The following is a 17,707-nucleotide window of genomic DNA, read 5'->3' on the forward strand; positions in this document are numbered from 1 at the left end:
GGCACCTCGATCCAGCGGCAACCGCGGCTGGCGAAGACGGGGTCAAGCGGTCTGCGACGCAAGCTCTACATGGCAGCGATCGCCGCCGCGCATCACAACGCCGACGTTCGGGATCAATACCAGCGCCTGTTGCGGCGTGGGAAGGCGAAGATGGCCGCGATCGGCGCCGCAATGCGGAAGTTGCTCCACATCGCCTTCGGTGTGCTGAAGTCGCAGCAGCCGTACCAACCTCGCTGTAGCACCGGTTGCAACCAGTAAGCGAGACACGGTATCTACGGTCAAATCCTGCCGGTAGGAGGCCGGCCCTCCGGCCGATTCCGCATCCGGGCTACCCCTGCGCCGGGTCGGCCAGGGGGCTGGTCTCCTGCCTTTTCAGGCGGTTCAGCCCGCCGCGGAAGGCCCGCGCGCGGAACCCGGCCCGCTGCATGCGCTCGGCGATCACCGCCGAATTGCTGCCGCGCTGGCAGTAGAGCACGTATTCGCGGTCGGCGGGCCAGTCGGCGAAGGCCTGCAGCAGGGTGTCGGCCGGATGGTTCTCCGCCCCCGGCCAGTGCCAGCGCCGGTAGGCCTCCGGTGGCTGGCAGTCGATCACCGTGGCCCCCTCGGGGATGCGGTCCACGAAGATCCCCTCGCCCTCGCCCTCGCCCTCGCCCTCGACCCCGTCCGGTCCGTCATCCACCGCCAGCGGATCGCGCTCGCACACCGCGTCGATCGCCTGCTGCAGAATGGCCGGATCCAGCGCCGCCTCGGCGCGTTCAATGCGCGAGGTGCGGCTCTCGACCAGCGGCGGCTGCTCCGACAGCGCGCAGAACTCCGGCACCCGCTCGCACAGCTCGAAGGTGCCGATCGCCCGCGCCCGGTCGGTGATCTCCTGCTTGTCGAAACCGATCAACGGCCGCAGCACCGGCAGCGTGGCCACCGCGTCGATGGTCTGCAGATTGGACAGGGTCTGCGAGGACACCTGACTCAGGGCCTCGCCGGTGACCAGGGCCTCGGCCCCGCTGCGCGCCGCCACCGCCTCGGCCGCGCGGTACATCAGCCGTTTGAGCACGATCTGCCACATGTCGCCGGGGACGTTGGCGCGCAGGTCCTCCACCACCGCCTCGAAGTTGACCACGTACAGCCGCGGACGGGTGCCGTGCGCCCAGTCGCCCGCCAGACGCCGCGCGATCGCCGCCACCATCGCCTCGTGGGTGGCCCCGCCGAGGTTGCAGAACACGAAATCCGCCGTGGTGCCACGACGCATCATGTACCACGCGGCCACCGCCGAATCGAAGCCCCCGGACAGCAGCACCAGCGTGCGCCCCTGCACTCCCAGCGGCAGCCCACCGGCTCCCCGCCGGCGTTCGCTGAACAGCCAGGCCCGATCCTCCTGCAGATCGATGCGCACGGTCACGTCGGGCGCATCCAGGTTCACCTTCCCGGGGCCATTGAGGGCCGCGCCCGCCTCGCGCTCGATGCGGGTGGCCGACACGCGCTTGGTCCCCTGGCGCTTGCAGCGCACCGCGTAGGTCCGGCCGCGCACCGCCTCGGTGAAATGCCGCCGCACGCCGTCCACGATGGCCTCCAGCTCGGGTTCGACCTCGGCCACCACCGGCGAGAAGGTGCTCAGGCCGAATACCCGCGGCAGGATCTCCAGCGCCCGCTCGCGCTCCGCCGTGCGCAGCAGCAGGCGCCCCTGCGCGGTGGCCAGACGATGCGGAATCCCTTCCAGCGCCTTGCGCAGGTTGCGCTGCAGGATGCGGGTGAAATGGCGCCGCGTGCCGGGCGCCTTCAGGTGGATCTCCGGCGCCTGGCGGAGAATGATCAGATCGGATTCGGCAGTCATTCGTTCGCGGGGTCTTCACCCGTCAGCAGTTCATCCGGCGCCGGCCGCAGATAGCTCTGCCGGCGCACCCAGTCCAGTTGCAGCGCGTCCGCATCTTCCCGCAGCCGGCGCACCACCGACATGCGGTCCCGGCGGCCCGCGCCGAAGTCCTCGATGGCGGTCTGCAGGGCCGCGCGTTCGTCCGCGGGCAGGTGCTCGCGGAAATGCCCCAGCAGATGCTGCAGCACGTTCACGTGGGCGCCGCGCGTGGTCCCGCGCGCCAGCGCCCGGGCAAACACCTCTGCATATTCGGCCGCCAGCTCCGCGCGCGGGCGCGTCCCGGCGGCCGCCACCAGGCGACCCAGGCGGTCGTAGTCCGGCCGGCCATGGGCCAGCAGCAGCATCTTCTCGCGCGCATGGAAGGCCGACAGGTCACCGGCAGTCCACTCCGTGGCCAGGCGTTCGCGCAGCCGCGCCAGGGCGAACAGCCGGATCACGAACGCCTCGCGCGCCGCTGCATCGTGCAGCGCGGTCTCGTCCACCAGCAGCCGCGACGGATCGGCCGTTTCCAGCGCGGCTGCGAACAGGCCCGGACCCGGCTCGCGCTGGCCGTTGACCGGCACCGCGCGCCCGCAACTGGGCGAGCGCGCCTTCAGAACGTAGCCATCCGGACCCGCGGGCCCTTCCAGTTCCGGCAACCGCCCATCGACCCAGGCACGCAGGGCCGGCGCATGATCCTGCCCGCTTTCGCGTCCGCGCAGTCGCTGCGTATCCCCGGGCCCGCGTTCCAGCTGCATCGGCTCGCGTGGAGTGCCCAGACCGGCCTCGGCCTCCGGACACAGGGCCACGAGCTCCACATGCGGGAGCAGCACCTGCGTCAGCCAGTCGTCGCGGCGGTGACCGCCATCGTAGCGCACACGCTCGCCCAGCAAGCAGCGCGAGACCCCCAGACGGGGTCGTGGCGGGACAGTGTCGGGATCGTTCATCGTTGCGCGCCGTAGCCTTCCACCGGCCCCGGTTCTCGGTACTTCGGAGCGCATATGGTAGGCGCCCCCGAAGGTCAAAGGAAATGGAAACCTCCGGGAAAGTGCGTCGGCAGGGTCCGGCCGAGCTCTGGCGGGCCTCTTCGCACGGTGCCCCGCCGCTACAAGGACGGCGTCGGGGTACGACCCGCCTTGCGGGCATACATCTCGCGATCGGCGCGCCCCAGCAGCGTATCCGGATCACCGTCCCCCGGCCCGTCGGCCCAGCCCAGGGTCATCGCGGGCGTCACCTCGCCCGCGGCCAGCTGCGCCGGCCGGCTCACCGCTGCTTTCAGCCGCTCGCCTGCCGTCTCCGGCGAGGCCTCGCCCGCCAGCAGCACGGCGAATTCGTCGCCGCCCACGCGCGCCACGCACGCGGTCTCCGGAACCGCTTCTTCCAGCCGCCGGGCCACCACCCCCAGCAGCTCATCCCCCGCAGCATGCCCCAGGCGGTCGTTCACCGGCTTGAAATGGTCCAGGTCGATGAAGGCCACCGAGAACGTTTCGCCGGTCTCGCGGCCGCGCTCGATCGCGTCCTCCAGCTGTCGATAGAAGGCACGGCGGTTGGGCAGGCCGGTCAGGGGATCGTGCGTGGCCTCGTGCTCCAGCCGACGGCCGGCTTCCTCCAGCCGGGAGGCCTGTTCACGCAGGTCATGATGCATCGCCACCAGCGTCCGGCGGGTCACCAGCGTCAGGGCCAGGGCGAACACCAGTCCGCCACCGCCGAACACGAGCATGAACCGCTGCGTATTGGCCCCGACCTCGCGCGCACGTTCGGCCGCGGCCTCCATCTGCGCCCGCTCGTGGGCACGCAGTGCCTCGATCGATGCATCGAATTCGCGATCCAGGTCGAACAGGCGCTCACTGAGGATCGCCATCGCAGGCTCGATCTCGTCGCGCGATGCCAGGTCCACGACCTCGTCCTGCAGCTCCACGATCTCGGGGATCAGCGCATCCTGCTCCTCCAGCCGCTCGCGGGCCACCGGCTCGGTCACGCGCTCGTCCAGGGCCGCGCGAACCTCACCGACGCGGTGACCCCAGCGGTGGTACTCCATCAGCAGGTCGTCACGCTCGAACGGATCATCCGTCAGCACCTGATTCACCATGGTCTGGTGCCGGTTGTAGGCCGCCTCGAGCAGATCGGACGCCAGCTGGATCCGCTGGGCCCGTTCCTCGGTCATGTGGTGGAGCTCGTCCAGCAGCCGCTGGTTCTGCCAGACGCTGTTGGCCACCACCACGAGCATGCCCGCCAGCAGGATCACGAACGCCAGGGTGATGGCACTCACCAGCCGCCCGCCGATCCGCTTCACCCTTTGCGAAAACTGCATGCATCCCCCACGAACGACGCGCGAAATGCACTATGCGAACGCCATCACACCCCCGGCAACACAACCGCGCAAATCGGGCGGTCTTGGACGGATCCCGCCATACGGCGGCGTTCCCGGGTGTCGCGACCCGGCAAGGAGGCCACTACACTGCACGCAGGTGCGGAAGGGGACAGCCATGAGCGATGAGCCGGGCGAGACGCCGGAACGGGACAGCGAGGGCTACGAGCTGTGGTACACCCGGCGCGACGGCGAGGTGCACGGGCCGTTTCCGGCGCATCTGATCCGGCGCTACCTGATCCTCGGTCGGCTCACTCCGGACGACGAAGTCGGGCCGACGCCGCACCTGTGGTACCCGCTGCGCGAGGTACCCGAGCTGATCCCGGAGGAACTGCTGCATGCCGACACCCCGGAGGGGCTGGAACGCCTGCAGCAGGCCCGACTGCGCGAGGACGAGCGCCTGCGCGAACGCCGCGCCCCGGACGAGGACACCCCGCCGGAACTCCTCGAACGCCGCGAGGGCGAGCGGCGCCGGCCCGAGTCGCCGGAAACCCTGACCCATCGCCGGCAGTGGGTGGAGCTTCTGACCCTCCCGGCACAACAAATCCCCGCGATACTCCGCGGGCCTCGCCGCTGGGCCACGCTGGGGGCGACGCTGGCGGTGGCGATCCTCCTGCTGTGGCTGCTGCGCGAACCGCCGCCGGAGACCACCGGCCGCGACTGCTCGGCCCCGCCGGCTCCGGAGGTCAACTGGAATCGCTGCGAGATGCCGGTGGCCGACCTGCGCGAGGCGGACCTGACACGGGCCAGTCTGCGCGAGGCCCGCCTGGGCGGCGCCCGCCTGCAGGGGGCCCGGCTGGACGGGGCCCTGCTGGAGTTCGCCGACCTGACCCACGCAAGCCTCGCCGACGCACGCCTGACGGACGCCCGGCTGCGGGGCGCCACCCTGCGTGGCGCGGAGCTGGCCGGTGCGGACTTCTCGGGCGCCGACCTGCGCCACGTGGACTTTCGCGAAGCCAACCCGCAGGACGCCGACCTGAACGGGGCCCGCCTGGGCCGTGCGCTGTGGCCGGACGGCTCGCGCTGTCCGCCCGAAGCCGTCGGCACCTGCGAGTGATACGCGGTCCGGGCGGTGCCGGACAGACTGGTTTCAGGCAGCCCGATCGAGGGCGTTGCGGATGTCGGGGATGCCCTTGACCCAGTAGAGCAGCGCCACGCAGCCGGCGAAGAAGGCGATCGCGCCCCAGTCGAACAGCTCCTTGTAGCGCACGGTGTCGGCGGCCAGCAGCAGGGTCATCATGGCCAGGTAGGCCAGCGCGAAGGCGAGGTGGATCAACATGTCGCGGTAACCGCCGCGGGCCACCCGGTACCAGACCAGTACGGTCAGATGCCACAGCGCCAGGAACAGGAACAGGAAGGGCAGCATGGTGGCGCCCAGCTCCACGCTGATGGTGGCCTCGCGCCCGCCCAGCGAGGTCAGGTGACCGATCAGCAGGATGGCGTACAGCCAGGCCACCAGCGTGACCTCGACCAGATCCAGCAGGAACAGGACCACGATGCGGCGCGGGCTGAGCCCGGCCAGGCGGGCGCCGTTGTCGGGATTGCAGAAATAGGCCGAGTAGGCGATGAATTTATAGGCAGTGAAGACCGTGACCAGCGCCGTCAGCACGATGCGCTTCCAGAACTCCGGGTCCCGGATGGTGGACGGGTGATCGGTCAGGAACTGCACGTATTCGACCGAAACCACCAGCAGCCCCAGCGCGATGACCGCGAGGATCAGGTCGCTGATCTTCTCGGAAAGGCGGTTGTAGAAGGTATTGGTGTTCATCGCGGATTCTCGTCCCTGTGCATGCGGTGGCTCGATCGATCTCCCCTGCGTTTGAGGGGCGACGGCGGGAGGGGCGCAGTTTAGGCTGTTCGCAATATCCCTTCCACTGGAGGCAGCATGCAGCCGACGAAACCGAATACCCGCACCCGAGCCACCCTGCTGGCGGGTCTGGCGGCCGGTACCACCCTCGCGCTGACCGGCGGACAGGCCGTCGCCGGCGAGGTCGTAATGAGCGGCACGATCGATGGCGACGAACGGACCTGGGAACGTTTCGACACGGATGACGGAGGACCGGCCTTCTTCACCGACCTGCCAGCCGGGGCCCGCCTGTTCAACCTGCACGGGCTGCGCGACGGCAGCACGCCCAACCCCCTGGGCTCGCTGATCGTCAGCGTGACGACCTTCAACGACAACGTGGGCAGGGTGGAGGTCAGCTATTATCACGAACAGGCCGGCGGCCCCGATTTCGTGGGCAACGACCAGCTCGAGAATGTGGAGTACGAGTTCGACCGCCTGGAGGTCGACGGGGATACCGCCCGCATCAGCGGCCGGGTTTCGGGCGAGCTGCACCACCGGGAGAATCCGCTGAGCGAGGAGACGGATCCGTCGCGCACGCGCTCGGTGGAGGTGGAGTTCGACACCACCCTGCCCGAACAGAAGTAAGGTCGGGGCCCGAAAAGGACCGGGCGCCCGCCCTCTGTTCGCCTGCAAGCAGGTTCCCACAGGCGAACAAAGCGGGGCGGGCTCCGGTTTTACGGCAATCGACTTACATCAGATCGAAGCGATCGGCGTTCATCACCTTGTTCCAGGCATCGACGAAGTCCCAGACGAACTTCTCCGCCGCGTCGTCCTGGGCATAGGCCTCGGCCAGGGCCCGCAGCTGCGAGTTGGAGCCGAACACCAGGTCCACGCGGGTCCCGGTCCACTTCTTCTCGCCGGTGTGGCGATCACTCCCCTCGAACAGCTCGCCATGCTCGTCCACCGGCTGCCATTCGATGCCCATGTCGACCAGGTTCACGAAGAAGTCGTTGGTCAGCTGCCCGGGACGCTCGGTCAGCACGCCGTCCTTCGAACCGCCGTGGTTGGCACCCAGTGCCCGCATGCCGCCTACCAGCACCGTCATCTCGGGGGCCGTCAGGCCCAGCAGCTGGGCGCGGTCCAGCAGCATCTCCTCTTCGGCCACGGTGAAGCGCGCCCGGCGGTAGTTGCGGAAACCGTCGGCTTCGGGCTTCATCGGCTCGAAGGACTCGGCGTCGGTCTGCTCCTCGGTCGCATCCGTGCGTCCGGGGACGAACGGCACGTACACCGGGTGCCCGGCATCCGCCGCGGCCTTCTCGATCGCGGCCGCTCCGCCCAGCACGATCATGTCGGCCAGGGAGATGCGCTTGTCCCCGTACTGCTCGTCATTGAAGGACTTGCGCACGCCCTCCAGCCGGTCCAGCACCTTCGCCAGCTGCTGCGGTTCGAACGCCTCCCAGTCCTTCTGCGGCGCCAGACGGATGCGGGCCCCGTTGGCCCCGCCACGCTTGTCCGACTGACGGAAGGTGCAGGCCGAGCACCACGCCGTGGCCACCAGCTCCTGCACCGACAGACCGGTCGCGAGGATCCCGGCCTTCAGCCGTTCGGCGTCCTGCTCGTCGATCAGCACGTGATCCACCGGCGGCACCGGGTCCTGCCAGATCAGATCCTCGGCGGGGACTTCCGGTCCGAGGTAACGATCCTTCGGCCCCATGTCACGGTGCGTCAGCTTGAACCAGGCGCGCGCGAAGGCGTCGGCGAACTCCTCCGGGTTCTCCTTGAAGTGCAGGGCGATCCTGCGGTATTCGGGATCCTCGCGCATCGCCATGTCGGCGGTGGTCATCATGATGCCCACCTTCTGCGACGGGTCCTCGGCATCCGGCGCGCGGTCCTCGTCGGCGAGGTTCTTCGGCACCCACTGCGAGGCGCCGGCCGGGCTCTTGCTCAGCTCCCAGTCGTACTTGAACAGCACCTCCAGGTAGCTCATGTCCCACTGCCGCGGGGTCGGGGTCCAGGAGCCCTCCAGCCCGCTGGTAATGGTGTCGCGGCCCTTGCCGGAACCATAGCTGCTCTTCCAGCCCAGGCCCATCTCCTCCAGCGGCGCGGCCTCCGGTTCCGGTCCCACGTGGGCGGCATCGCCCGCGCCATGCACCTTGCCGAAGGTGTGCCCGCCGGCGGTCAGCGCCACCGTCTCGTAGTCGTTCATCGCCATGCGCTCGAAGGTCTCGCGGATGTCGAATGCCAGCTTCAGCGGGTCCGGGTTGCCGTCCGGGCCCTCGGGGTTCACGTAGATCAGCCCCATCTGCACCGCGGCCAGCGGATCCTCGAGTTCGCGCTCGCCGGAATAGCGGCTCTTCGCGTGATCACTGGTCGCCAGCCACTCGTCCTCGGCACCCCAGTAGATGTCCTCTTCCGGGGCCCAGATGTCCTCGCGACCGCCGCCGAAGCCGAAGGTCTCGAAGCCCATGGATTCCAGCGCCACGTTGCCGGCCAGGATGTACAGGTCGGCCCAGGAGATCTTGTTGCCGTATTTCTGCTTGATCGGCCACAGCAGACGCCGCGCCTTGTCGAGGTTGGCGTTGTCCGGCCAGCTGTTGATGGGGGCGAACCGCTGGTTGCCGGTGGAGGCCCCGCCCCGGCCGTCGGCGGTGCGATAGGTCCCGGCGGCGTGCCAGGCCATGCGGATCAGCAACGGGCCGTAATGGCCGTAGTCGGCCGGCCACCAGTCCTGGGAGTCGGTCATCAGATCGGCCAGGTCCTGCTTGACCGCCTTCAGATCCAGCTGGCTGAAGGCCCCGGCATAATCGAACTCCGGCCCCAGCGGATCGGACTCGATCCCGTGCTGGTGCAGGATGCCCAGATTCAGCTGGTTGGGCCACCAGTCACGCGGACCACCGCCGCCGGCATCGTTGCGGGTACGGCTTCCGTGCATCACCGGGCACTTGCCTTCGGCGTTCGCTTTGTCTCCTGCCATCTCTCTCTCCTCGTTCGGTTGCATTCAGCAGGGAGGGCGCAAACCGGACTCCGGGTCACGGCATCGCCTTCCTCTGTCATGAGGTATAGCAGGATTGAGAATAGATGCCATTATCGTTTGCACATTGTTGTATTAGGCATCAACTATTTCGCCGCTTTGCTTCACAACCGGGCCCGGACGCGCTGCACCAGGCCGGCCGGATCGCGCAGGCCGGGCACGACCTTCGCGTGCCCGTCGGCATCGACCACCGTGACCTTGCCGAAGCCCAGGCGCCGTCCCAGCCAGTGCTGTTTCACCCCGATGTCGCCGACTCGCTTGAGATCGAAGCGCAACGCGCGCTGCCACAACAGCCCGCTGGCCACGTGGAGGTAACGATCGGTCAGCACCGCCTCGGAGTTCACGAAACTGGCCAGCCCCCGAATCGCCAGCCCCGGCAGGACCACCAGGTAGAGCACTGCGGCCGCGCCCAGGCCCCACACCCCGAGCGGGCCGATAGCCAGCAGCGCCGTGATCCCCAGCACCCCCAGCGCCGGCAGAAACACCGCCCAGTGGGCGTTGGTCTCCAGCTCCACATGCGACCCGGGCTCCAGCTCTTCGCGCAGTTCGATGGAACGCCGCCCCAGGATCACCAGCAGGCTGATCAGCACCGCCGGCGGCAACAGCAGGATGCCCGCCACCAGCAGCATGTTGCCGACGCGCGCCCCGGACCACGCGACCCCGGCCACCAGGGTGATGACCGCCGAGATCATCAGCGCGGCCGCCAGCATCCACAGCGCCCGGCGCACGCGCTCGCCACGGCAGACCTCGCGCGCCGTGCGCCCGCCCGGCCACCAGCGGATCAGCGCCGCTGCCAGTGTCAGCGGCAGCAGCACCACGAACGCCGCCACGAACCCGAGGGAACTGCCACCTCGAACCAGCATGGCCCCCAGCAGCGAGATCACCGTTGCCACCGCCAGGATCAGCGGCATCTGCCGCCCCAGTCGTGCCCAGAAACCCTGCGCCATCAAGCCCTCTCGCGATTATCCGTTCCCGAAAAAGGACGCCAGTCTATCAGCGAACGGCTTATTCCTCGGCGGCCGGCGGCTCGGCCGCGCCCGAGAACCCGGGTCCGCGCACGTCCTCGATCTCCCAGCCACGATCCATGTCGCGTCCGGTCACCCACCAGTCATGCACGTGCAGGCGCAGCGGCCCGCGCACCCGTTCCTCGAAGCGCGACGGCAGGACATACGGCCCGACTTCCTCGTACTCCAGGAACGTGGTGTCCACGTGCGCCCCCTGCGTGCGTTCGAAGCCCTCCAGCGTGATGTGTACGCGGTAGAGCCGGTCGGTCTCCGGATGGATCCACATCACCACCTCGTCGCGTTCGGCAAAGCCGAAGCCCGGTTCGATGGTCGCCAGCACCCGATGGTAGCCCACGCCATCCTCGCGCCGGTCCGGCAGGCGCTGCAGATCGGTGGCGCGGTGCTTCACGAAACTGGGGCCGAAATGGAACAGCTCGCCGGCGTCGATGGTCATCGCGGTGGCGGCGACCCGGTCCGGATCGGTCTCGAACTCCCCGTTGTAGTACACGCTGATCGTGCCCTCGTGGCGAAACACGTGCTTCACCCCCTCGGGGCCGGTGTACTCGCGCACGTAGAGCGAATCCGCCGGGCGATAGCGTTCTTCCGAGCGTCCGCGGAAACCGGTATCCGCCACCAGCGGCTGCACGCGCTGTATCATGCGTCCCCATTCGCCGTCGGTGGCCATGTTGAAGTCGCGCGGGTCCTCGCGCAGATCACCCCCGTGGGCCTCCAGCGTGCGCTCGAACAGGGTCTCGGCCGACAGCCCGTCGGCGAACTCGCGCTCCGGCGCGGGCTCCGGAAAGGCGCGCCCGCAGCCCGCCAGCAACAGAATCAGTCCCGCCACACCCGCAAGCCGCCAGCCCGCGGCCACTGTCCGTCCCGTCCGTACCATGGCCATCCTCCCCTGCGTGCGACCCGGGCCCTGCGGCCCGGTATCCGTCTACTCGGGATCCGGGGGCACGCCGGAAAGTTCCACGTGCTCCGACCCCACAAACTCCCACAGCTCCGGCATCAGCCGTTCCATGCGTTGCTGGATCGCATCGGAGACCAGCAGCGTGTGGTCGATGCCCTCGGTCCGGCCGAAGATCGAATGGGTCAGCTCCTCGCGGGTACGCACGCGGTTGCGGATGTCGTCCAGCAGCCGCTGGAACTCCGACGGCGTGGGCTGCACACCCAGCGCCCGGAACAGCTCCCCGAGGCCGCACATCAGGCCCTCCGCCTCCGGCCCCAGGCCGAAGTCCTCCGGGCGGTAATCCGCCTCGCCCACCGAGGCGCGCGGAACCCACACGCTGAAACCGACCTTCTTCAATGAATGATAGACCGGTTCTTCCGAGATCAGGACCAGCATCAGCCGCTCCGGACTGGCCACGAACGACGACCCGCCCATCGACCACTCGCGATCGACCACGAAGCGGTACAGCCGCAGGTGCTCGCGGAAATCCGCCGCCTGCAGCTGATCCAGGATCAGGATGGTGCGCTCGCCCTCGGAATACGCACAGGCACTGGAGACCTCGCGGTCGAACGCCGGGATCGGCGGTTCCTCGCGCCCGCCCTCCTCCGGGTTGGATGCCGGCTGTGCGGTCGGCACCGGATCCTGCGCCTGGGTGAAGTCGTGATAGAGCACGTGCGGGACTTCCAGTGCCGCGGCCAGCGCGTTGGCAAAAGCCGTCTTGCGCCGGCCCGAATCTCCCTCGACGTTCAGCGTGGGGATCACGCCGCCCGCCTGGGCCAGCACGCAGTCCACATGATGGGCGTAGTCGATGTTCGACTCGAACCCGTTGTCCGCCATCCGTTCGCGCAGTGTCTTCATGGGCCTTCCTCGTGGCCTGCCTTCCCCTCAAGGATACTTTCCCGACGGCCGGCAGGGGTATGGGGCCGACCCTCCAACAGACGCCGATCGGCCGCAGCGTGTTCCAGTCGATGGAACGAACCCGAAACAATCCATGAACTCGGTTCACAAATCGTTCCGGGTTCGCTAGCCTGCAGCGTCATGGGAACCGAAGACCGCAAGCAACGCGAGCGCCAGGCACGCGAACAGCTGTTCATCGACAAGGCCCACGAGCTGATCCGCACGGACGGCCTGCTGGCCCTGCAGATGTCGAAGCTGGCCGCCGCCTGCGAATACGCCACGGGCACGCTGTACCAGCACTTCGCCTCCAAGGAGGACCTGCTGGCCGCGGTGGCGACGCGCACCACCATCCAGCACGCCGAACGCTTCCGCCGGCTGCCGGAGCTGCCGCTGGGCACGCGCTCGCAGATGCTGGCGATCGTACTGACCGACCTCGATTTCGCCACCGCCAACCCGGACCACTACCGCCTGATGCAGTACCTGCTCACCGAAGCGGTCTGGGCGCAGATCTCGCAGGAACGCCGGGAGGCCCTGCTCACCGCCGCCCAGCCCATCAGCGATGCCGTGAGTGGCGTGGTGGAAAGGGCCCGGGAAAAGGGGGACCTTCCCGCGGCACGGGAGATCTCCGCCGAAGAGATGGGGCTCGGCCCCTGGGCCCTGAACCAGGGCATGCAGAGCCTCGCGAATGCCCGCGGCCTGCTGGAGGCCTATGACATCGGCCAGCCGCTGGACCACCTGATCCGCCATTTCCACGCACTGATGACCGGCTGGCGCTGGGAGCCGCGCGTGGACCCCGACGAACCCTCGGTGGTGCGCGCGGAGACCGAGCGCGTGCGCGCCGTGCTGCAGGAGACCTTCCAGTGAGCCGCCGTTTCTTCTACATGCTGTTCGGCGTGGCCGTGGTACTGGGCGGGATCTTCGGGTTCAAGGCCTTCATGGACCAGCAGATCGCCGAGTATTTCGAGGACATGCCCGAACCCGAGGCGACCATCAACGCGGCCACCGTCGAGACCGACGCGTGGACGCCCGAGACCCGCGCCATCGGCAGCCTGGAGGCAGTGCGCGGCGCGACCCTGAGCTTCCAGAGCCAGGGACTGGTGGATCGCATCCGGTTCTCCAGCGGCACCGAGGTCGCCGAAGGCGAGACCCTGGTGGAACTGGACACCGCCCTCGACCGCGCCGAGCTGGAGAGCCTGCAGGCCGCGGCCATGCTGGCCGAAAGCGAGCTGCAGCGCGCCCGCGGGCTGGCGGCGCGCGACAGCATCTCCGACTCCGAACTGCAGCGCCGGCAGACCGAGGCGGAACAGGCCCGCGCCGCCGTGCGCTCGCAGGAAGAACGCATCCGACAGAAGAGCCTGCGCGCCCCGTTCGACGGCCAGCTGGGCATCCGCCAGATCGACGAGGGCCAGTTCGTCGGCCCCGGCGACCCCGTGGTCGAACTGCAGACCCTGGATCCGATCCACCTCAACTTCACCCTGCCCGAGCGACGCCTGAGCGAAGTCGAACCGGGCCAGGAAGTGCGTATCCGGACCGATGCGCACGACGCCGTTTTCACCGGCGTCATCACCGCCATCGAGCCGCGGGTGCGTCCCGCGTCGCGCATGTTCCGCGTGCAGGCCACCCTCGACAACGAGGACCATCGCCTGCGCCCGGGCCAGTTCGCCCGCGTGACGCTGGAACGCGGCGAGGCCGAGGAAGGCCTGGTGGTGCCGCAGACCGCCATCCGCCACGCCCCGTGGGGCCAGTCGGCGTTCGTGGTGTTCGAGGACGATGACGGGCAGAAGCGGGTGGAACAGCGCCTGGTCGAGACCGGCGAACGGCGCGGCGACCTGATCCGCATCCGCGACGGGCTGGAGGAAGGTGACACCGTGGCCGCCAGCGGCCTGCTCAAGCTGCAGAACGACACCCCGGTGAACATCACCGAAGACGCCCAGCCGGATGCCGAGCGCGACCCGCGCCCGGACACTCGCTGAGCCGGACCGCGATCATGCGTTTCACCGACGTCTTCATCCAGAAGCCGGTTCTGGCCACGGTGGTCAGCCTGTTCATCCTGCTGTTCGGCATCCGCGCGGTGGTGGACCTGAACGTCCGCCAGTTCCCCGAGGTGCAGAACGCGGTGGTGACCGTCAGCACCTCGTATATCGGCGCGGAAGCCGATCTGGTCGAGGGCTTCATCACCACCCCGATGGAGCGCGAGGTCGCCGAGGCCGAGGGCATCGACTACATCGTCTCCTCCAGCATGGCGGGCACCAGCACGGTGCAGGCCCATCTGGAGCTGGACTACGACCCCAACGAGGCGCTGACCCAGATCTCCGCACAGGTCGACAAGATCCGCTCCGAGCTCCCGGCCGAGGCCGAGGACCCCGTGGTGGACCTGTCGGTGGGCGACGACGTCGCGGCGATGTACCTGTCGTTCTATTCCGAACAGCTCGACAACAACCAGATCACCGACTACCTCGTGCGCGAGGTCCAGCCGGAGCTGTCCACCGTCAACGGCGTGCAGCGTGCCGAGATCCTCGGCGGCGAAGCGTTTGCGATGCGGGCCTGGCTGGACGCCGACCGCATGGCCGCGTACGGGGTCAGCGGGCGCGACGTGCGCCAGGCACTGGAGGGCAACAACGTGCTCTCCGCGGTCGGCCAGACCCGGGGTTCGATGGTCAGCCTCGACCTCACCGCCGACACCGACCTGCAGAGCGTCGAGGAATTCGAGCAGCTGGTACTGTTCGAGGCCGACGGCGACCTGGTGCGCCTGGCCGACGTGGCCGAGGTAGAACTCGGCTCGGAGACCTACGACTCCTCGGTGCGCTTCAACGGTCAGGCGGCCACGTTCATGGGGATCGAGCTGGCGCCGGACGCCAACGCCCTGGACGTGATCGCCGAGGTGCGCGAGGTCTTCGGCGAGCGCGTGGAACCACGGCTGCCGTCGGGGCTGAACGGCGAGATCGTCTACGACTCCACCGACTACATCGAGAGCGCGATCAACGAGGTGCTGATCACCATCGCCCTCGCGCTGCTGATCGTGCTGGTGGTGATCTACCTGTTCCTGGGCTCGCTGCGCAGCGTGATCATCCCCGCGGTGGCGGTGCCACTGTCGCTGGTCGGCACCTTCATGCTGATGCTGCTGATGGGCTTCTCGCTCAACCTCCTGACGCTACTGGCGATGGTCCTGGCGATCGGCATCGTGGTGGACGACGCGATCATCATGCTGGAGAACATCTCGCGGCATATCGAGGAGGGGATGTCGCGCATGGAGGCCGCGCTGCAGGGTGCGCGCGAGCTGGCCTGGCCGATCGTGGCCATGTCCACCACGCTGGTCGCGGTGTTCCTGCCGCTGGGCTTCATCGGCGGGCTGACCGGCACGCTGTTCATCGAGTTCGCCTTCACCCTGGCGGCCACCGTGGTGATCTCGGGCATCGTCGCCATCACCCTCTCGCCGATGATGTGTTCGAAGATCCTGCGCCACGGCGACGGCCAGCGGCGCGGACGCATCGAGACCTGGCTGGATGACCGCTTCGACGGCCTGCGCCGGCGCTACCGGCGGCGTCTGCACGGGGCCCTCAGCGACCGGTTCACCATCGCGGTGTTCGGCGCCATCGTGCTGGTCTCGTGCTATTTCCTGTTCGTCACCTCGCAGTCGGAACTGGAACCGCCCGAGGATCAGGGCTTCGCCTTCTCCATCATGGAGGGCGACCCGCACATGGGCATCGACTACCTGGAGCGCAACACGGCGCTGACCGACCGCCTGTTCGACGAAATCCCGGAGATGGACAACATCTTCATCGTCAACGGCTTCGGCGGCGGCCCGGGCATGGCCGGCGCGACCAACCAGGCGCTGGGTGGCTTCGTGATGACACCGTGGGAACAGCGCGAGCGCGATACCGATACGATCCTGGAAGAAGACCTGCAACCGGCGCTGGACCGCATCCCGGGGCTGGAGGTGTTCGCGGTCCAGCCACCGCAGCTGCCGACCCCGGGCGACGGTGCGCCGGTCAGCGTGGTGTTCAACTCCACGGCCTCGTTCGAGGAACTCGAGACCTTCAGTGACGAGATCACCGAACGCGCGATGGCGACCGGGCGCTTCATCTTCCTGGATACCGATCTCGACTTCGACAAGCCGCGGGTGGACCTGAAGATCGACCGCGAGCGCGCGGCCCAGCTCGGCATCGACATGACCACGCTGAACGCCGACCTCGCCACGTTCCTCTCCGGGGGCTACACCGGGCGCTTCGCGATGGAGAACCGCAGCTACCGGGTAATCCCCCAGGTGCAGCGCTCCGACCGCCTGACCCCGGAGCAGCTGGAGGAGCTGTTCACCCGCACCGCCGACGGCACGCCGGTGCCGCTGTCCAGCATCGTGACCCTCGAGGAGAGCGTCACCCCGCGCCAGCTGAACCGCTTCCAGCAGCTCAACGCCGTGACCCTGCAGGGCGTGCCGGCCCCGGGCGTGACCCTGGGCGAGGCGCTGGAGCTGATCGACGAGATCGCCGCCGAGGTGCTGCCGCCGGACGTGAACGTGGACTACGCGGGTGAATCCCGCCAGCTGAAGGCCGAGGGCGGCGACCTGGTGGTGACGTTCTTCTTCGCCCTGCTCGTGATTTTCCTGGTGCTGGCCGCGCAGTTCGAGTCGTTCCGCGACCCGCTGATCATCCTCACCACGGTGCCAATGTCCATCGCCGGCGCGCTGATCTTCATCAGCCTGGGCGTGACCTCGCTGAACATCTATACCCAGGTGGGCCTGCTGACGCTGATCGGCCTGATCGCCAAGCACGGCATCCTGATCGTGGAGTTCGCCAACCAGCTGCAGCGCCAGGGGCACCCGCTGCGCGACGCGATCGAGGAGGCCGCCAGCCTGCGCCTGCGGCCGATCCTGATGACCACCACCGCCACCGTGGTGGCCATGGTGCCGCTGCTGATGTCCACCGGCGCCGGCGCCGGCTCGCGCTTCGCCATGGGGCTGGTGATCGCCGCCGGCATGGCCATCGGCACGCTGTTCACCCTGTTCGTGGTCCCGGCGATCTACACCTACGTCGCCCGCGACCACTACGCCGACAGCCTCGCCGCTACCCGGTAAGTTCCTTGAGGATGCGTGCGTGGATGTCGCGGTCCTCGTCCTTGCTCAGCACGAAGCGGATGTAGCGCACCGACTCCAGATGCGGGGTCCGGTGCACTACCGTCTCCAGAGCGACACGCGCCGCGTCCTCGACGGGGTAACCAAACGCCCCGGTGGACAGCGCCGGGAACGCGATGCTGAAGATCCCCGCCTCCTCGGCGCGCGCCAGGGCCTCGCGATAGCACGAGGCCAGCAGGCGACTGGCCGGTTCGTCACGCCCGTACACCGGACCGAGGCAATGGATCACGTAACGGTTCAGCAGCCGGTGCCCATCCGTTATGACCGCCTGTCCCGGCTCGATCGGCGCCAGCGGCTCGCACTCACGTTCCAGCTCCGGCCCCGCCGCATGGTGGATGGCGCCGGCCACGCCCCCGCCCGGGCGCAGCCAGGCATTGGCCGCGTTGACGATGGCGTCCATGTCGTGCTGCTCGACGATGTCACCGGTAACGCACTCGATCTTCACTCCCCGAACCACAACCTGCATCATTCTTCCCCCGTCTTTCCCTGATCATTTCCGTCTCAAGCATAGGCCAGCCGGCCCACCCCGTACACGCCCCCCCGGTCCCGCAGGAGGCCAGCCCCCTGGCCGACCCGGCGCAGGAGATTCCCCGAACGCACAATCGGCCGGGGGGCCGGCCTCCTACCGGGGGCAGGGCCCCATCCGTCGTAGGAGGCCAGCCCCCTGGCCGATCCGACGCCCCGCAGGAGGCCAG

15 protein-coding genes are annotated in these 17,707 nt (G+C 68.6%); 6 read left to right on the forward strand and 9 right to left on the reverse strand.

Annotated elements, in window-relative coordinates:
- Positions 1-258, forward strand: a 258-nt coding sequence (locus D577_RS0112910; RefSeq protein ID WP_026289074.1) for a transposase, incomplete at its 5' end; no start/stop codon positions are given.
- Positions 259-328: 70 nt separating this feature from the next.
- Here the strand turns inward: D577_RS0112910 and thiI are convergent.
- The 3 genes from thiI to D577_RS0112925 all read right to left on the reverse strand — a co-directional run bounded on the left by thiI (position 329) and on the right by D577_RS0112925 (position 4,157).
- The gene (gene thiI, locus D577_RS0112915; RefSeq protein ID WP_018947885.1) at positions 329-1,828 is read right to left on the reverse strand and encodes a tRNA uracil 4-sulfurtransferase ThiI; all 1,500 of its coding nucleotides are present in this window, start codon (positions 1,826-1,828) and stop codon (positions 329-331) included.
- Positions 1,825-2,793, reverse strand: a complete 969-nt coding sequence (locus D577_RS0112920; protein WP_018947886.1) for a DUF523 and DUF1722 domain-containing protein — start codon at positions 2,791-2,793, stop codon at positions 1,825-1,827. The genes thiI and D577_RS0112920 overlap by 4 nt, the downstream gene beginning before the upstream one ends.
- Before the next feature lie 158 nt (positions 2,794-2,951).
- Positions 2,952-4,157: a diguanylate cyclase domain-containing protein gene (locus tag D577_RS0112925; RefSeq protein ID WP_026289075.1), complete on the reverse strand. Its 1,206-nt coding sequence runs from the start codon at positions 4,155-4,157 to the stop codon at positions 2,952-2,954.
- A 175-nt stretch (positions 4,158-4,332) separates the two neighbouring features.
- Between D577_RS0112925 and D577_RS0112930 the strand changes: the two genes are divergently transcribed.
- Positions 4,333-5,271: a pentapeptide repeat-containing protein gene (locus tag D577_RS0112930; protein WP_018947888.1), complete on the forward strand. Its 939-nt coding sequence runs from the start codon at positions 4,333-4,335 to the stop codon at positions 5,269-5,271.
- 33 nt (positions 5,272-5,304) lie between these two features.
- Here D577_RS0112930 and D577_RS0112935 read toward each other — a convergent pair whose 3' ends face one another.
- Positions 5,305-5,982 carry a hypothetical protein gene (locus tag D577_RS0112935; RefSeq protein ID WP_018947889.1) on the reverse strand — a complete coding sequence of 226 codons (678 nt, stop codon included), beginning with the start codon at positions 5,980-5,982 and terminating at the stop codon, positions 5,305-5,307.
- Between the two features lie 117 nt (positions 5,983-6,099).
- Here D577_RS0112935 and D577_RS0112940 point away from each other — a divergent pair, with 117 nt between their 5' ends.
- Positions 6,100-6,645: a hypothetical protein gene (locus D577_RS0112940; RefSeq protein ID WP_018947890.1), complete on the forward strand. Its 546-nt coding sequence runs from the start codon at positions 6,100-6,102 to the stop codon at positions 6,643-6,645.
- Between the two features lie 103 nt (positions 6,646-6,748).
- On the opposite strand, the gene katG is transcribed toward D577_RS0112940, so the two are convergent.
- The 4 genes from katG to D577_RS0112960 form a co-directional block, all read right to left on the reverse strand.
- Positions 6,749-8,974: a catalase/peroxidase HPI gene (katG, locus tag D577_RS0112945; RefSeq protein WP_018947891.1), complete on the reverse strand. Its 2,226-nt coding sequence runs from the start codon at positions 8,972-8,974 to the stop codon at positions 6,749-6,751.
- Positions 8,975-9,135: 161 nt separating this feature from the next.
- The gene (locus tag D577_RS0112950; protein ID WP_018947892.1) at positions 9,136-9,978 is read right to left on the reverse strand and encodes a PH domain-containing protein; all 843 of its coding nucleotides are present in this window, start codon (positions 9,976-9,978) and stop codon (positions 9,136-9,138) included.
- Between the two features lie 58 nt (positions 9,979-10,036).
- Entirely contained in the window at positions 10,037-10,927 is an 891-nt protein-coding gene (locus D577_RS0112955) for a hypothetical protein (RefSeq protein ID WP_244263472.1), read from the reverse strand.
- A 48-nt stretch (positions 10,928-10,975) separates the two neighbouring features.
- Positions 10,976-11,845: a hypothetical protein gene (locus tag D577_RS0112960; protein WP_018947894.1), complete on the reverse strand. Its 870-nt coding sequence runs from the start codon at positions 11,843-11,845 to the stop codon at positions 10,976-10,978.
- A gap of 180 nt (positions 11,846-12,025) precedes the next feature.
- Here D577_RS0112960 and D577_RS0112965 point away from each other — a divergent pair, with 180 nt between their 5' ends.
- The 3 genes from D577_RS0112965 to D577_RS0112975 are packed head-to-tail and all read left to right on the forward strand — an operon-like array spanning position 12,026 to position 16,955.
- Positions 12,026-12,748 (forward strand): TetR/AcrR family transcriptional regulator, encoded by a 723-nt coding sequence (locus D577_RS0112965; protein ID WP_018947895.1) that lies wholly within the window; start codon positions 12,026-12,028, stop codon positions 12,746-12,748.
- The gene (locus D577_RS0112970; protein WP_018947896.1) at positions 12,745-13,857 is read left to right on the forward strand and encodes an efflux RND transporter periplasmic adaptor subunit; all 1,113 of its coding nucleotides are present in this window, start codon (positions 12,745-12,747) and stop codon (positions 13,855-13,857) included. The genes D577_RS0112965 and D577_RS0112970 overlap by 4 nt, the downstream gene beginning before the upstream one ends.
- Positions 13,858-13,871: 14 nt before the next feature.
- Complete coding sequence (locus D577_RS0112975; protein ID WP_018947897.1) at positions 13,872-16,955, forward strand: efflux RND transporter permease subunit; 3,084 nt, start codon at positions 13,872-13,874, stop codon at positions 16,953-16,955.
- Here D577_RS0112975 and D577_RS0112980 read toward each other — a convergent pair.
- Positions 16,945-17,478 carry a macro domain-containing protein gene (locus D577_RS0112980; protein WP_026289076.1) on the reverse strand — a complete coding sequence of 178 codons (534 nt, stop codon included), beginning with the start codon at positions 17,476-17,478 and terminating at the stop codon, positions 16,945-16,947. The genes D577_RS0112975 and D577_RS0112980 overlap by 11 nt on opposite strands.
- Positions 17,479-17,707 lie beyond the last annotated feature (229 nt).

The organism is Thioalkalivibrio sp. AKL17, from assembly GCF_000377885.1.
Taxonomy (GTDB): domain Bacteria; phylum Pseudomonadota; class Gammaproteobacteria; order Ectothiorhodospirales; family Ectothiorhodospiraceae; genus Thioalkalivibrio; species Thioalkalivibrio halophilus.

Coding starts and splice junctions, on each gene's coding strand:
- thiI (WP_018947885.1), bottom strand. CDS start 1,828: ATGACTGCCGAATCCGATCTGATCATTCTCCGCCAGGCGCCGGAGATC.
- D577_RS0112920 (WP_018947886.1), bottom strand. CDS start 2,793: ATGAACGATCCCGACACTGTCCCGCCACGACCCCGTCTGGGGGTCTCG.
- D577_RS0112925 (WP_026289075.1), bottom strand. CDS start 4,157: ATGCAGTTTTCGCAAAGGGTGAAGCGGATCGGCGGGCGGCTGGTGAGT.
- D577_RS0112930 (WP_018947888.1), top strand. CDS start 4,333: ATGAGCGATGAGCCGGGCGAGACGCCGGAACGGGACAGCGAGGGCTAC.
- D577_RS0112935 (WP_018947889.1), bottom strand. CDS start 5,982: ATGAACACCAATACCTTCTACAACCGCCTTTCCGAGAAGATCAGCGAC.
- D577_RS0112940 (WP_018947890.1), top strand. CDS start 6,100: ATGCAGCCGACGAAACCGAATACCCGCACCCGAGCCACCCTGCTGGCG.
- katG (WP_018947891.1), bottom strand. CDS start 8,974: ATGGCAGGAGACAAAGCGAACGCCGAAGGCAAGTGCCCGGTGATGCAC.
- D577_RS0112950 (WP_018947892.1), bottom strand. CDS start 9,978: ATGGCGCAGGGTTTCTGGGCACGACTGGGGCGGCAGATGCCGCTGATC.
- D577_RS0112955 (WP_244263472.1), bottom strand. CDS start 10,927: ATGGTACGGACGGGACGGACAGTGGCCGCGGGCTGGCGGCTTGCGGGT.
- D577_RS0112960 (WP_018947894.1), bottom strand. CDS start 11,845: ATGAAGACACTGCGCGAACGGATGGCGGACAACGGGTTCGAGTCGAAC.
- D577_RS0112965 (WP_018947895.1), top strand. CDS start 12,026: ATGGGAACCGAAGACCGCAAGCAACGCGAGCGCCAGGCACGCGAACAG.
- D577_RS0112975 (WP_018947897.1), top strand. CDS start 13,872: ATGCGTTTCACCGACGTCTTCATCCAGAAGCCGGTTCTGGCCACGGTG.
- D577_RS0112980 (WP_026289076.1), bottom strand. CDS start 17,478: ATGCAGGTTGTGGTTCGGGGAGTGAAGATCGAGTGCGTTACCGGTGAC.